Source organism: Arenibacter latericius DSM 15913 (assembly GCF_000424985.1).
Taxonomy (GTDB): domain Bacteria; phylum Bacteroidota; class Bacteroidia; order Flavobacteriales; family Flavobacteriaceae; genus Arenibacter; species Arenibacter latericius.
In genome coordinates this window covers 60,080-73,986 of record NZ_AUKX01000021.1, presented here as the reverse complement: position 1 = coordinate 73,986, position 13,907 = coordinate 60,080, and the positions used below count along the sequence as shown (strand labels likewise).

Sequence of the window (13,907 nt, the reverse complement as noted above, 5' to 3'; positions counted from 1 at the left end):
ACTTATTTAGTTAAGTTAGTTTCAATTCCTTCTAAAGCACCCTCAGTCAATACCACGCTTCCCGCATTAAGTATTTTGTAAGTGCTTAATTCTGAGTTAGTTATAACTTCAGAACCTTCTAAATTGCGCGAGGACAAATATACGTTATTATTCCTATCACCCAATACAAATAAAGATTTTTTCCCTTCCAAACCTAAGGATTTCAATACATTAACGAATTCCTTCGTCTTTGGCGCCTCAAATTCAAAATTTTCAACAACCACAATTGCATTGTCTTTAGATTTAATACTAAAAGCAGATTTTCTCGCCAAACGCTTTAGGTTCTTGTTCAATTTCTGCTTGTAATCTTTAGGTCGTGGCCCAAAAATACGTCCACCACCCCTAAAAACTGGAGATTTAATACTACCAGCACGTGCAGTACCAGTACCTTTTTGTTTCTTTATTTTTCTTGTACTACCTGCAATCTCGGCACGCTCTTTAGATTTATGCGTCCCTTGCCTTTGGTGTGCCAAATATTGTTTAACATCCAAATAAACAGCATGATTGTTCGGTTCTATTGCGAATACAGCATCGGAAAGCTCTACTTCCCTACCTGTTTCTTTTCCTTTAATATCTAAAACTGCTACTTTCATTACTTCTGAATAGTTACGTAAGCGTTCTTATGCCCAGGAACACAACCTTTTACTACTAAAAGATTCTTTTCTGGAACAATTTTCAATACTCTCAGGTTCTGAACGGTTACTCTATCGTTACCCATTCTACCTGCCATCTTCAGTCCTTTAAACACTCTAGAAGGATCAGATGCAGCACCAATGGATCCCGGAGCTCTTAACCTGTTATGCTGACCGTGCGTTTGCTGACCAACACCACCGAAGCCATGTCTTTTAACAACACCCTGAAAGCCTTTACCTTTAGATGTTCCAACAACATCTACAAATTCACCTTCTTCAAATAGATCAACACCTAAAGTGTCTCCTAATTTAAATTCACCTTCCCAATCTTGGAATTCCATGACTTTTTTCTTAGGAGAAACACCTGCTTTCTTAAAGTGACCTGTAGCCGCTTTATTTGCACGTTTTTCTGCCTTGTCATCGAAACCAAGCTGAAGGGCACTATACCCGTCAACCTCTTCGGTTCTGACTTGGGTAACTACGCATGGTCCAGCTTCAATTACCGTACATGGAATATTCTTTCCATTCTCGTCGAAGATGCTGGTCATACCTATTTTTCTACCTATTAACCCAGACATATTTATAATTGATTATTAATTAATACTCTAACCTGTTGATACAAAAACAGGGTCAAAAATAAATCGACCCTGATTTTATTTTTTCTCCATTTTTCCCTCGCGAAACGCTCAGGACATGTAATCTCACCACTTTGGTGAAAAAAAGTTTTGCAAAGCTACACTTTTATCTCGACTTCTACACCACTAGGAAGCTCTAATTTCATTAAAGCATCAATAGTTTTTGAAGAAGAGCTATAAATATCTAGTAAACGCTTATAAGAACTCAACTGAAATTGCTCTCTTGCTTTCTTATTTACGTGCGGTGAACGCAATACTGTAAATATTTTTTTATGTGTTGGCAAAGGAATCGGACCAGTTACAACCGCTCCTGTAGTCTTTACCGTTTTTACGATCTTCTCGGCAGATTTATCTACCAAGTTGTGGTCGTACGATTTTAATTTGATTCTAATTTTCTGACTCATCTTAGTTAGATTTAAGCGGTTATACCCTTAGCTTTCTTTATCACTTCCTCTGCTATATTGGAAGGCGTCTCTGCGTAGTGAGAAAACTCCATAGTAGAAGTAGCTCTACCAGAAGACAACGTTCTCAAAGAAGTTACATATCCAAACATCTCTGATAACGGCACTGAACCTTTAACAACTTTAGCTCCAGCTCTATCATCCATACTAGTGATAGTACCTCTTCTACGGTTAAGATCCCCTACAATATCACCCATGTTTTCTTCAGGTGTTAACACCTCAATTTTCATGATTGGCTCCATTAATACAGCACGAGCTGCTTTAGCCGCTGCCTTGTATCCTAATTTAGCAGCCAACTCAAAAGATAGTGAATCGGAATCCACAGCATGGAAAGAACCATCACTTAAGGTTACCTTCATACTATCCATTTCGAATCCAGCCAAAGGACCATTCTTCATAGCCTCTTTAAAGCCTTTCTCTACAGCTGGGATATATTCCTTAGGAATGTTACCTCCTTTAATATTGTTTTCAAACTCAAGACCATCTTTACCTTCTTCTCCAGGTCCCATTGTAAATACAATATCAGCAAACTTACCACGACCACCAGACTGTTTCTTATAAACCTCTCTGTGATTCGCTGTAGCAGTAAGAGCTTCCTTGTACTCAACCTGAGGCTCACCTTGATTTACATCAACCTTAAACTCACGCTTAAGACGATCTACAATAACATCTAAGTGAAGCTCACCCATTCCAGAAACGATTGTCTGCCCTGAAGCCTCATCTGTCTTTACCTGGAAGGTAGGATCTTCTTCAGCCAATTTAGCCAATGCCATACCTAACTTATCCACATCCGCTTTGGTTCTTGGCTCCACTGCGATACCGATAACGGGATCAGGGAAATCCATACTTTCCAAAATAATAGGATGCTTTTCAGCAGACATAGTATCACCAGTCTTAATATCCTTAAATCCAACTGCAGCACCAATATCACCAGCCTCGATAAAATCTATCGCATTTTGCTTGTTAGAGTGCATCTGATAAATTCTTGAAATACGCTCTTTCTTACCAGAACGATTATTCAAAATATAAGAACCAGCATCTAAACGACCAGAATAAACTCTAAAGAATGCTAAACGTCCAACGAATGGGTCAGTAGCAATTTTAAACGCAAGTGCCGCAAATGGCTCCTTTACGTCTGGCCTACGCTTTTCTTCTTTTCCTGTTTCTGGGTTAACCCCAACTATACCTTCTTTATCCATTGGAGAAGGCAAGTATCTACATACTGCATCCAATAAGAACTGAACTCCTTTATTCTTAAAAGAAGAACCGCATACCATAGGGATAATACTCATATCCATAACGGCAGCTCTTAAAGCAGCATGAACCTCATCCTCCGAAATTGAATCCTCATCCTCAAAGAACTTCTCCATAAGGTTTTCGTCGTACTCTGCAACCGCTTCAATAAGCTTCGCTCTATACTCCTTAACCTCATCTACCATATCAGCAGGAATATCAACTACATCAAAAGTAGATCCGAAATTCTCTTCATGCCATATAACAGCTCTATTCTTAACAAGATCAACGATCCCTTTAAAATCAGCCTCATCACCTATTGGCAAAACAATTGGCACCGCATTAGACCCCAACATCTCCTTAACCTGCTTGTTAACATTCAAAAAGTTAGCACCCTGACGGTCCATTTTATTCACGAAACCAATACGTGGCACTTTATAATTATCAGCTAACCTCCAGTTAGTTTCAGACTGCGGCTCCACACCATCAACTGCACTAAAAAGAAAAACCAATCCATCAAGAACCCTTAACGAACGGTTAACCTCCACTGTAAAGTCAACGTGACCAGGAGTATCAATAATGTTAAAATGGTAAGACTTTGTATCCTCTAAAACCTGCGCATTCTCCATTGGAAATTGCCAATCACAAGTGGTTGCAGCAGAGGTAATTGTAATCCCTCTCTCCTGCTCTTGCTCCATCCAGTCCATTGTTGCAGAACCTTCATGAGTCTCCCCAAGCTTATGGTTAACCCCCGTATAAAAAAGAATCCTCTCGGTGGTTGTTGTTTTTCCAGCATCAATATGCGCTGCGATACCTATATTCCTTGTTAATTCTAAATCTCTTGCCATTTGCTCTTATTAAAATCTAAAGTGAGAGAAAGCCTTGTTTGCTTCGGCCATTTTATGAGTATCAACTCTTTTCTTAACCGCTGCACCTTCTTCTTTGGCGGCCGCTAAAATTTCGGAAGCCAATTTTAAAGACATTGCTTTTTCGTTTCTTTTTCTTGAATAGCTAATAAGCCACTTCATAGCCGTTGAAATCTTACGATCTGGCCTAATTTGCATTGGGATCTGAAAGGTTGCCCCTCCAACTCTCCTACTTCTAACCTCTACGTGTGGCATTACATTAGATAATGCATCTTTCCACAACTCCAAGGCTGTTTTCTCCTCGTCGGTCTTTTTCTCCTCTACGATATCCATTGCATCGTAGAACACCTTAAAGGCTGTTGATTTTTTACCGTCCCACATCATCATGTTCACAAAACGTGTCACCAATTGGTCATTATACCTTGGATCCGGTAAAAGTGGCCTCTTTTTTGCCTGCTTTTTTCTCATTTCTTCTCATTTAATTGTTTGGATAGGGAAACCCTATCTTACTTCTTAGGGCGTTTTGCACCATACTTAGATCTACGTTGAGCTCTTCCAGCAACACCTGCTGTATCCAAAGCACCTCTAACGATGTGATACCTAACTCCTGGCAAATCTTTTACCCTTCCGCCCCTTACTAATACTATCGAGTGCTCTTGTAAATTGTGCCCCTCTCCAGGTATGTAAGCGTTCACTTCTTTTCCGTTAGTTAACCTAACCCTTGCAACCTTACGCATTGCAGAGTTTGGCTTTTTCGGAGTAGTAGTATAAACACGCGTACAAACACCTCTTCTTTGAGGGCACGAATCCAAAGCAACCGATTTACTCTTCTTAGTAATAGTGACTCTTCCTTTTCGTACTAATTGTGAAATTGTTGGCATACTATATATGTATAATAAAACTTAATCCCCTCTTTTTAAGGGCTGGCAAATGTAAGGATAATCCAGAATAATTCAAATCCTATGGAGTTTTTTTTCATATTTTTTTTTGAATATCAAGCTTTTGCATCTAAAAACACACAAAAAACCACCGTTGAGAGTCAACAAGCCTAAGAATTAATTTCCCAATTAACCCCAAACCCACAACTATAACAAAATGACCTAAACAATCTACCAGGCAACATTTGAACCCACAATCCTATAAAAACCCACTTTCCACCTCTTTAGGGAAACCAATCGCCTTATACATTAACAATTAAAATTATAAAAGTCTTAAAATTCAACTTTTCCCAACAAAAGCAGCCTTTCTATAAACTTTTACAAAATAAACTAAAGATTTAATAGAATTAATTTTTTTCATTAACTTAATTTTAAGATTTTTACGGTCAACTAATTCAAATTATAATAAAATGAAAACAAAACTAAATGGAATCTTAACACTATTTCTGGTGTTGACTGTGCATTTTGCTTTCGCACAGGACAAAACGATTTCAGGTACGGTTACGGACCAAGATGGTCTCCCCCTCCCTGGAGTAAATATCCTAGTGCAAGGAACCACTACTGGCACGCAAACCGACTTTGACGGAAATTACTCTATTGCGGGTCAAGAGGGACAAACTTTAGTATTCACTTACATTGGTCAATCTACTGTTACCAAGCTTATTGGTTCTGGAAACAGAGTTGATGTTCAAATGACAGAGGATGCTCAGGCCCTAGAAGAAGTAGTAGTTACCGCACTGGGGATAGAAAGAAAGCCAAGAGAGCTTTCCTATTCCGTTTCTAAACTAGACAGTGATGAAGTAACGAAAACCAAAGCAGTTAACGTTGCCACTGCGATGGTTGGTAAAGTATCTGGACTTCAAATTAACACAGTAAACAACGGCGCTAACCCATCTACAAGGGTTGTTTTAAGAGGTAACCGGTCTCTATTAGGAAACAACCAAGCTCTTATAGTAGTAGACGGTTTCCCTTCTTCTAGAGGGGTTTTAGATCGTATTAACCCAAATGATATAGATAACATTTCTGTACTTAAGGGAGCTAATGCTTCTGCATTGTACGGGTCTGATGCTGCCAATGGAGTTGTTCTTATTACCACCAAAAAAGGTAAAGGTAAACTTGCTGCAACTTACTCTACTTCTTACCAAGTAGAAACCGTGTCTTATTTACCAGAACTACAGGATCAATTTGGTGTCGGTGGATTTCCAGATGGAACACTTTGGCCACTAGAAAATGTAGCTTGGGGACCAAGATATGACGGTCGACTTATAGACGCTAGTGAAACTTTAGACGATGGATCTGTTTGGCAAGTGCCTTATAGCCCCATTAAAAACAATCACAAAAATTTCTTTAATACTGGATCTACTGCCCGTCATGGTATTACCTTAAGTGGTGGTGATGAAACTAGTGATTTCTTACTTTCATTAGATCAAACCAATACAACAGGAACTGTTCCCAACGACAAGTATAACAGAACCAATGTTCGATTAAAAGCTTCTAAAGAGTATAACCGATTAAAAGTAGGTGGTAACCTATCTTTCTTTAGATCCCATGCTAACTTAGTAGGAAATGGCGGACGCCAAAATAGGCCTGTTTATTGGAATGTTTTAAACACTCCGTTACACCTACCCATGGAGCAACTAAAAAACTGGAGAACTGGAAAGTTTACCAGAAACGAAGTATCTTTCTTCCGTTTTTATGAAAACCCTTACTTCATAGTTGACACCCAAAGAGAGAAAACCGATTATCAAGAATTCAACATCCTAACCAGTGTTGATTACAAAATAACCGATTGGTTAACAGCTTCGTTAAACACAGGGTTTACAGGTGGAACAGAGTCTTTTAAAAGAGAATTTGGTGCTTACACCTATGCCTTCCACTTAGAAAATGTTTATTCGGAAATGGATGAATATGGAGCAAGAACCGCAGATAGAATGAGTAACTCTACTAGGTTTAATAATGACTTCTTATTGCAATTCAACAAAGACATTTCAGAAAGCTTTTCTACTAACCTTACATTAGGTACCAATACTAGACTTACTACTTTTAAAGAAGTGGGTGTAGATGGAAGCGACCTTATTATCCCAGATTTTTACAATGTGTCTACCAGAACTGGTGACCTTGGAGGTTTTGAGGAAAGTCAAAACTACCGTAAGATTGGTGTTTATGCAGATTGGACCTTAGGTTTTAAAAATTATCTTTTCCTAAACGTTACTGCTAGAAATGACTGGTCTTCTACTCTTCCTGAAGATAATAGATCTTTCTTTTATCCAGGAGCCGGACTATCTTTTGTAGCTACCGATGCCTTCCCAGGGATAGTAAACGATAGAGGGATTAATTACCTTAAGGCTAACGTAAACGTTACCAAAACTGGTAATGACCCAGGAATTTATGCCACAGCGGGTACATTTTTCGCCCCTGCAAACTTCCCTTACGGATCCACAGTAGGATTATCACAATCTTCTAGAGATCCAGATCCTAACTTAAATCCGGAATTCACTACTTCTACAGAAGCGGGAATAGAATTAAGTATGTTTAGAAGCAGGTTAAATATTAATGCTACCGCATACAAAACCAATTCTACTGATCAGATTATCCCTGTAAACGTGTCGTTAGCTTCTGGAGCTTCTAGTAGCTTAATAAACATTGGTGAAATTGAAAACAAGGGTATAGAGTTAGACGTAAAAGGTACCTTACTGAGATCTACTAATTTTAAATGGGATCTAGGAGTTAATTATTCTGGATACAAGTCTAAAGTAATTACCCTAGCTGATGGTGTAGATGAGTTAGACATAGGAGGGTTTTCTACCGCGCAAATTATCGCTAAAGTAGGTGAGCCTTATCCGCAGATCAGAACAACTGCATATCTAAGAGACCCTCAAGGCCGCATTATCGTAGGTGACGATGGAGATCCTATTCAGGATAGTCAAAACCAAATTCAAGGAAAAACATCTCCAGATTACATCATTGGATTAAACAGTAATATTAAATATAAGAATTGGAGTTTATACGCTGTAGCAGATTACAGAACTGGACACGTATTCTTCAACGATATTGTAAATGCCTTAGAATTTACAGGATTAACAAAACATAGCGCTACTGCCGGTAGACAACCTTTTGTATTCCCTAATTCTTCGTATTCCGATGGATCTGGTGGCTACGTAGCTAATACCAACAGATTAACTTCTGGTGGAGGTAATGCTTTCTGGGATTCGTATAACGATGTAAAAGAAAATTATGTAACAGATGCGACCACCCTTAAATTAAGGGAAGTTTCTTTATCCTATTCTTTAAACCAAAAAGTTTTGGAGCAAATAGGAGTAGATAACTTAACCATTGGTTTGTACGGACGTAACCTTTTAACTTTAAGACCAAAGGACAATGTCTATACCGATCCAGAATTTAACTTTACTACTGGAAACGCTATAGGAGTTGGTACACAGTCCCAGACTCCACCGACTAGACAGTTTGGTTTAAACTTATCTGTAACTTTTTAAAAAAAAATCATGAAAAAAATACCATTTATAAAATCTACTATATTACTGCTCTCTATCTTAGTAGGAGCCGTAAGTTGTAGCGACTACTTGGATGTCAATGACAACCCTAATGATCCTCCTATTTCTACACCACAACTAACATTGCCGGTGGCACAGGCTAGTCTAGCTAATTTAAATGCTAGATCTATGACCTACTTAGGTCAATTTATGGCCTATAATTGGGCTACACCATCTAACTGGTCTGCCAATGCAGATTTCGCTAGATATAATGTTACCACAAACTTTTTCTCTACCATTTTTGAGACTAGTTATGTGGATATCTTTAAAAACCTTACTTATATAGAAACCTATGAAGACCCTGCAGGCGCTATAGATTATAGTGCGTATAAGGTTATTTCAGCTACTCTAAAAGGGTTTCAATACCAGTATTTGGTTGATCTTTATGGAGATGTACCTTATACCGAGGCTAACCAAAGAGGAGCAAACACCACTCCAAAATATGATGATGCAGAAACGGTGTACAAAGCTAATATTGATGCTTTAACCCAAGCAGCTAACCTAGCATTAAATATGCCTGAAGGTGCTGAGGATCCAGGTTCTCAGGACATTATATTTGGCGGACATATGGATGAATGGGCTGCCTTTGCCAACACTATTAAACTTAGAATGTTGGTTAGATTGAGTAACACAGGACAAGACAGCTACATCAAGGATCAAATTGCATTAATCAACGCTAATGGCGCTGGCTATATCCAATCTGATGTTAATGCCAATCCTGGGTATTCTGATGCTAGCGATAAGCAAAGTCCATTTTACGGTTATTTCCGAAATGTAAACACCAATTCACAAACTGATAGAGGTGACTTTACAGTAGCTAGTGATTATGCTTTGGACTTCTTAGTAGACACCAATGATGATCGTTTGTCTAGAATATATGCTCCTGCACAATCCGGTGGTGCCTTTAAAGGGGCTCCTCAATCTACAGTTCTCCCAGGAAGTGGATTTACTAGTAATGATCTTTCAAAAGTAGGTCCAGGCCTTCTTAGAAGCGCAGATCAAGACCAACCAATTATGTTACTTACTGAAAGCTTACTTCTTCAGGCTGAAGCAATTGTTAGAGGCTATATCCCTGGAGGAGATGCCGCTGCTAAGGAATTATACCAAGAGGCTATTACAGAGTCTTATGTTTACCTAGGTGTTGAAGATCCTGAGGATTCTGCCGAAAGCTACTATACTCAAGATTTAATTAATGTTAATTGGGATTCATCAACTGATAAAATTGAAGCGATAATCACCCAAAAATGGGTGGCTTTAAACAGCACTTCTTCTATTGAATTGTGGATTGAGAAAACAAGGACAGGTTTCCCAGCAGATTTACCTATCCCAGTAGAATCAGACGGTGTACGCCCTGTAAGACTTTTATACCCAGCATCTGAAGTTGCCAGAAACAAAGACAATGTTCCTACGCAAAATGTTGGTGACGCCTTTACTAGTAATCCATTTTGGAAATAAAATATCATACGATGAAAAATATAACATATAAATTAAATTATCTAGCACTCGCCATTGCCGCTATGTTTATGGTCTCATGTGATGCCATACTAGATCAAGATGAAACCGATTTTGGGCAAGGCCCTATTTTGGCTCAATTCGAGAAAACTAAGACAGAACTAAATATCATTAAGGATCCAGAAAACACTCCTATTGATTATGAAGTTCCTATCACGTTTTTTGGCGGAAAAAATGTGCCATTAGATAGAGATGTGGAAGTTACTATTGCAACTAGTCCCGACTCGGAAGCTAAGGAAGGTGAAGAGTTCGAATTAAATTCAACCACCTACACTATTCCCGCAGGTCAAACTTCTGTAGTTGCAAGTATAAAGATCCTAACCGGAAATTTAGTTCCTTTTGAATTTAAGGATATCGTTTTAGAAATTACAAGTTCATCAGAATCAGTGTCCGATGTGAACAGTACAGCTATCACCCTAAAGGCGCTAGATTCTAACACCTTAGCAGGAACTTACACTGTAGAAGTGGGCGAATACTGGAACTCTGGGAGTTTTATTTCCAGTTATGCTGGAAGAACATTTGTAGTTGCAGCTATAGCTCCAGGACTATACAGACATGAAGGTATTGCTTTTTGGCCCGATGGAAATGATTTTTATTTTACCGTAGATGAGGACACAGGTGTTATTACAGTCTTAGATAAAGATCCCGATGGCACTCCCACTTTACTTAATGGTTCTCCAATCATGACCTGTGCTGGCGGAAAATTTGAGCTAGTACCTTGTACTGATGAGACCAATAAAGCAACTTTAAAAGCTGATGGTCATCACACAATAGAACTAACCACTGGTTATTTCAGAGGTGCAGGAGCAACTCGTGAATTTTTGCAAAAATTGGTTAGGAATTAATCAACAATACAGTAATTTTTAAAAAGTCGTCTAAAATTAATTTTAGACGACTTTTTTATATTCTAACAATTTCGTCCTACCTTCCCAAAACATCAAAAAATATTAAATTAAGTAGAATAACTTTTCAAAGGTTCATTTAACATATATTTGCATCAATGGAAAAATCAACCCAAATTTATGGCATTAGAGCAGTTATCGAAGCCATCAACGCCAACGAACCCATAGATAAAGTCTTTATCCAAAAAGGATTAAAAGGCGATCTCTCCCGGGAATTAGAGACACTGTTAAGAAAAAATGGCATTATCGCTTCCTATGTTCCTGTTGAAAAACTCAATAGACTCACCAAGAACAATCATCAAGGTGTTGTAGCCAATATCTCCCCTATTAGCTTTCTTTCCATTGAAGAAATGGTAGCTAATGTAACGGAAAAAGAGAAGGCACCATTATTCCTCTTACTGGACCAACTTTCTGATGTACGTAATTTTGGAGCTATAATCCGTACCGCTGAATGCACGGGAGTAGATGGAATTATAATACAAAAAAGAGGCGCTGCACCTGTAACCGCTGATACTATAAAAACATCGGCCGGAGCAGCATTTAGAGTACCTATTGCCAAGGTAGACCATATAAAAGACGCCGTATTCTTTTTACAGGCTTCAGGAGTTCAGGTGGTTGCAGCTACTGAGAAAACAGACAACACTATTTATGACGTATCATTTACCTCTCCCACAGCTATCATTATGGGATCAGAGGACTTGGGAATATCTCCCTCAATATTAAAAGCATCCGACCATTTGGCAAAACTGCCGATGTTAGGAAGTATAGGCTCGTTAAACGTATCGGTTGCCTGCGGGGTTTTCTTATACGAAGTGGTTAGGCAGCGTCAGGATACACTTTCCAAATAAAGATATTTAGTTATTTACCATAGAAGTAAATTAATTTGGGGCCTCATCATCTTTGAGGTCCTCTTTTTCTATTTTCTTATAGTGATAAAATATTCGCGGCTGATCTAAATCCTGTTCTGGCTCTTCCTTGGGCGACTCAATGAAGTTCCCATTTTCATCAAAATGCTTTAGGAATTCATCCTCCTCCTCATTATAGTCCTCCCTTTCCCAATCGTACTTTTTAGGCTTAGGTAATGAGGCGCGTAGTGTGAGGGCCAATAGCAATCCGGTTGAGAATCCCCCCAAATGCCCCTCCCAAGAAATACCTTCTTTAACAGGAAAAATATACCACAACATACTCCCATAGATAAATACAACTATAAATGAAAGTGCCACTAATCTATAATGCTTAGATAAAACGCCTTTAAAAAATATAAAGCTCACCAAAACATAAATTACCCCACTCATCCCAATATGGTAGCTAGGCCTGCCGATTAACCAGGTAATAAGTCCTGATAATAGCACTCCAATTAATAACACCTTAAACGCAATCCCCCTATAAAAATAAACTAGAGCAGCTGTAAGGATTGCAATCGGAATAGTGTTATTATAAAGATGATCTACAGAAGCGTGTATAAAAGGACTTAAAACAACACCTCTTAACCCGTTTAAACTCCTAGGATAGATTCCGTACTGATTTAGATTAACTTGCAGTTTTAGCTCTATAAAAAAAACCGTCCAAATGATAAGTACAGTAAGAAGCGGTAATATTATAACCGAATTTGAAAACTTAAAATATGAATTCTCTGTCATACCTGAAATATAAATATTTAATCAACATTCTAGCCATGTTTCCAATTTCGGATAAATTGTCATCTATATAAATATCTTATTTTTGCCGTTATGAACGAACCACTTGCAGAAAGGGTACGCCCCAAAACATTAGAAGATTACATAAGTCAACATCATTTGGTAGGAGAAAAAGGATCTCTTACCAATCAGATTAAAAAAGGTATTCTCCCTTCTTTAATTTTATGGGGTCCTCCTGGTACAGGAAAAACAACCCTGGCTAATATAATTGCAGAAGAAAGTGGAAGACCTTTCTATACTCTAAGCGCCATAAGCAGTGGCGTAAAAGACATTAGGGAGGTTATAGATAAGGCTAAGCAAAGTGGGGGGTTATTTACTACCAAAAACCCTATACTATTTATAGATGAGATTCATAGATTTAGCAAATCACAACAAGATTCTCTTCTAGGAGCTGTTGAAAAAGGCTGGGTAACTTTGGTCGGTGCTACTACAGAGAACCCCAGTTTTGAAGTAATTCCTGCTTTATTATCTAGGTGTCAGGTTTATATTTTAAATCCGTTTGGTAAAGAAGATTTGATAGCCTTATTAAGAAGGGCTATGGAACTAGATACGTATCTAAAAAAGAAAACCATACACCTCAAGGAAACCGAAGCACTACTTAGACTCTCTGGAGGGGATGGTAGAAAGCTATTAAATATCTTTGAGCTTATCATTAATTCTGAAGCTACTGATGACGTTACTATTACCGATGAGTTAGTACTAAGCAAAGTTCAACAGAATACTGTTCTATACGATAAAACTGGAGAGCAACATTACGATATTATATCTGCCTTTATAAAATCTATCCGGGGGAGCGACCCCAATGCTGCTGTTTATTGGCTTGCCAGAATGATTGAAGGTGGGGAGGATGTAAAATTTATTGCCCGAAGATTAATTATAGCTGCCTCTGAGGATATAGGCATTGCCAACCCTACAGCTTTGGTAATCGCCAATACCACCTTTCAGGCCGTAACTACAATTGGTTATCCAGAAGCTAGAATAATACTTAGTCAATGCGTAATATACCTTGCCACCTCTCCAAAAAGTAACGCAAGTTATATGGCTATTAACAAAGCGCAACAAACCGTAAAACAAACAGGAGATCTCTCCGTCCCCCTAAAATTGCGTAATGCTCCAACTAAACTTATGAAGGATCTTGGATACGGACAAGAATATAAATACGCTCATGACTATGCCAATAATTTTGTTGAGGAAGAGTTTATGCCCGATGAACTAAAAGGGACTAGTTTTTATAGTCCAGGCAACAACCAACGGGAAAAAGCCATTAAAGAGTTTTTAAAGAACCGATGGAAAGACAAGTATAACATGTAGCATTTAGAGTCTTCCTAGTGCAGAGATGCCACCATCGACCACTTAGTCTTAATTATATAAAGCCAAACCTCAGAGAAGAACAGCACATTCCTGCATAAAACTACTAACTACAACATTACTCCCAAAAGGG

The 13,907-nt window shown here is 38.4% G+C and carries 12 protein-coding genes; 5 read left to right on the top strand and 7 right to left on the bottom strand.

From position 1 onward, the window contains the following. Window positions 1-2: 2 nt before the first annotated feature. From rplD to rpsL, 6 genes are all read right to left on the bottom strand, one after another. Window positions 3-632 carry a 50S ribosomal protein L4 gene (gene rplD, locus H344_RS0109035; protein ID WP_026810023.1) on the bottom strand — a complete coding sequence of 210 codons (630 nt, stop codon included), beginning with the start codon at window positions 630-632 and terminating at the stop codon, window positions 3-5. Next, the gene (rplC, locus tag H344_RS0109030) at window positions 632-1,249 is read right to left on the bottom strand and encodes a 50S ribosomal protein L3 (RefSeq protein ID WP_026810022.1); all 618 of its coding nucleotides are present in this window, start codon (window positions 1,247-1,249) and stop codon (window positions 632-634) included. The genes rplD and rplC overlap by 1 nt, the downstream gene beginning before the upstream one ends. 155 nt (window positions 1,250-1,404) lie before the next feature. Then, entirely contained in the window at window positions 1,405-1,710 is a 306-nt protein-coding gene (gene rpsJ / locus H344_RS0109025; RefSeq protein ID WP_010230113.1) for a 30S ribosomal protein S10, read from the bottom strand. An 11-nt stretch (window positions 1,711-1,721) separates the two neighbouring features. Further along, complete coding sequence (fusA, locus tag H344_RS0109020) at window positions 1,722-3,848, bottom strand: elongation factor G (protein ID WP_026810021.1); 2,127 nt, start codon at window positions 3,846-3,848, stop codon at window positions 1,722-1,724. Between the two features lie 9 nt (window positions 3,849-3,857). Beyond that, window positions 3,858-4,334 carry a 30S ribosomal protein S7 gene (gene rpsG, locus H344_RS0109015; RefSeq protein ID WP_026810020.1) on the bottom strand — a complete coding sequence of 159 codons (477 nt, stop codon included), beginning with the start codon at window positions 4,332-4,334 and terminating at the stop codon, window positions 3,858-3,860. Between the two features lie 38 nt (window positions 4,335-4,372). Further along, window positions 4,373-4,747 carry a 30S ribosomal protein S12 gene (gene rpsL, locus H344_RS0109010; RefSeq protein WP_026810019.1) on the bottom strand — a complete coding sequence of 125 codons (375 nt, stop codon included), beginning with the start codon at window positions 4,745-4,747 and terminating at the stop codon, window positions 4,373-4,375. 467 nt (window positions 4,748-5,214) lie between these two features. Here rpsL and H344_RS0109000 point away from each other — a divergent pair, with 467 nt between their 5' ends. The 4 genes from H344_RS0109000 (at window position 5,215) to rlmB (ending at window position 11,617) form a co-directional block, all read left to right on the top strand. Then, window positions 5,215-8,298 (top strand): SusC/RagA family TonB-linked outer membrane protein, encoded by a 3,084-nt coding sequence (locus H344_RS0109000; protein ID WP_026810018.1) that lies wholly within the window; start codon window positions 5,215-5,217, stop codon window positions 8,296-8,298. Between the two features lie 9 nt (window positions 8,299-8,307). Beyond that, window positions 8,308-9,810, top strand: a complete 1,503-nt coding sequence (locus tag H344_RS0108995) for a SusD/RagB family nutrient-binding outer membrane lipoprotein (protein ID WP_034256366.1) — start codon at window positions 8,308-8,310, stop codon at window positions 9,808-9,810. An 11-nt stretch (window positions 9,811-9,821) separates the two neighbouring features. Beyond that, a complete protein-coding gene (locus H344_RS0108990; protein ID WP_026810016.1) occupies window positions 9,822-10,712 on the top strand; it encodes a hypothetical protein in 891 nt (296 codons plus the stop codon). Between the two features lie 155 nt (window positions 10,713-10,867). Then, on the top strand, window positions 10,868-11,617 hold the full coding sequence (gene rlmB / locus H344_RS0108985; RefSeq protein ID WP_026810015.1) for a 23S rRNA (guanosine(2251)-2'-O)-methyltransferase RlmB: 750 nt from the start codon (window positions 10,868-10,870) through the stop codon (window positions 11,615-11,617). Between the two features lie 30 nt (window positions 11,618-11,647). On the opposite strand, the gene H344_RS0108980 is transcribed toward rlmB, so the two are convergent. Continuing rightward, a complete protein-coding gene (locus tag H344_RS0108980; RefSeq protein ID WP_026810014.1) occupies window positions 11,648-12,409 on the bottom strand; it encodes a rhomboid family intramembrane serine protease in 762 nt (253 codons plus the stop codon). A 90-nt stretch (window positions 12,410-12,499) separates the two neighbouring features. Here H344_RS0108980 and H344_RS0108975 point away from each other — a divergent pair, with 90 nt between their 5' ends. After that, window positions 12,500-13,777, top strand: coding sequence for a replication-associated recombination protein A (locus H344_RS0108975; protein WP_026810013.1), 1,278 nt, complete (start codon window positions 12,500-12,502; stop codon window positions 13,775-13,777). Window positions 13,778-13,907: the final 130 nt, after the last annotated feature.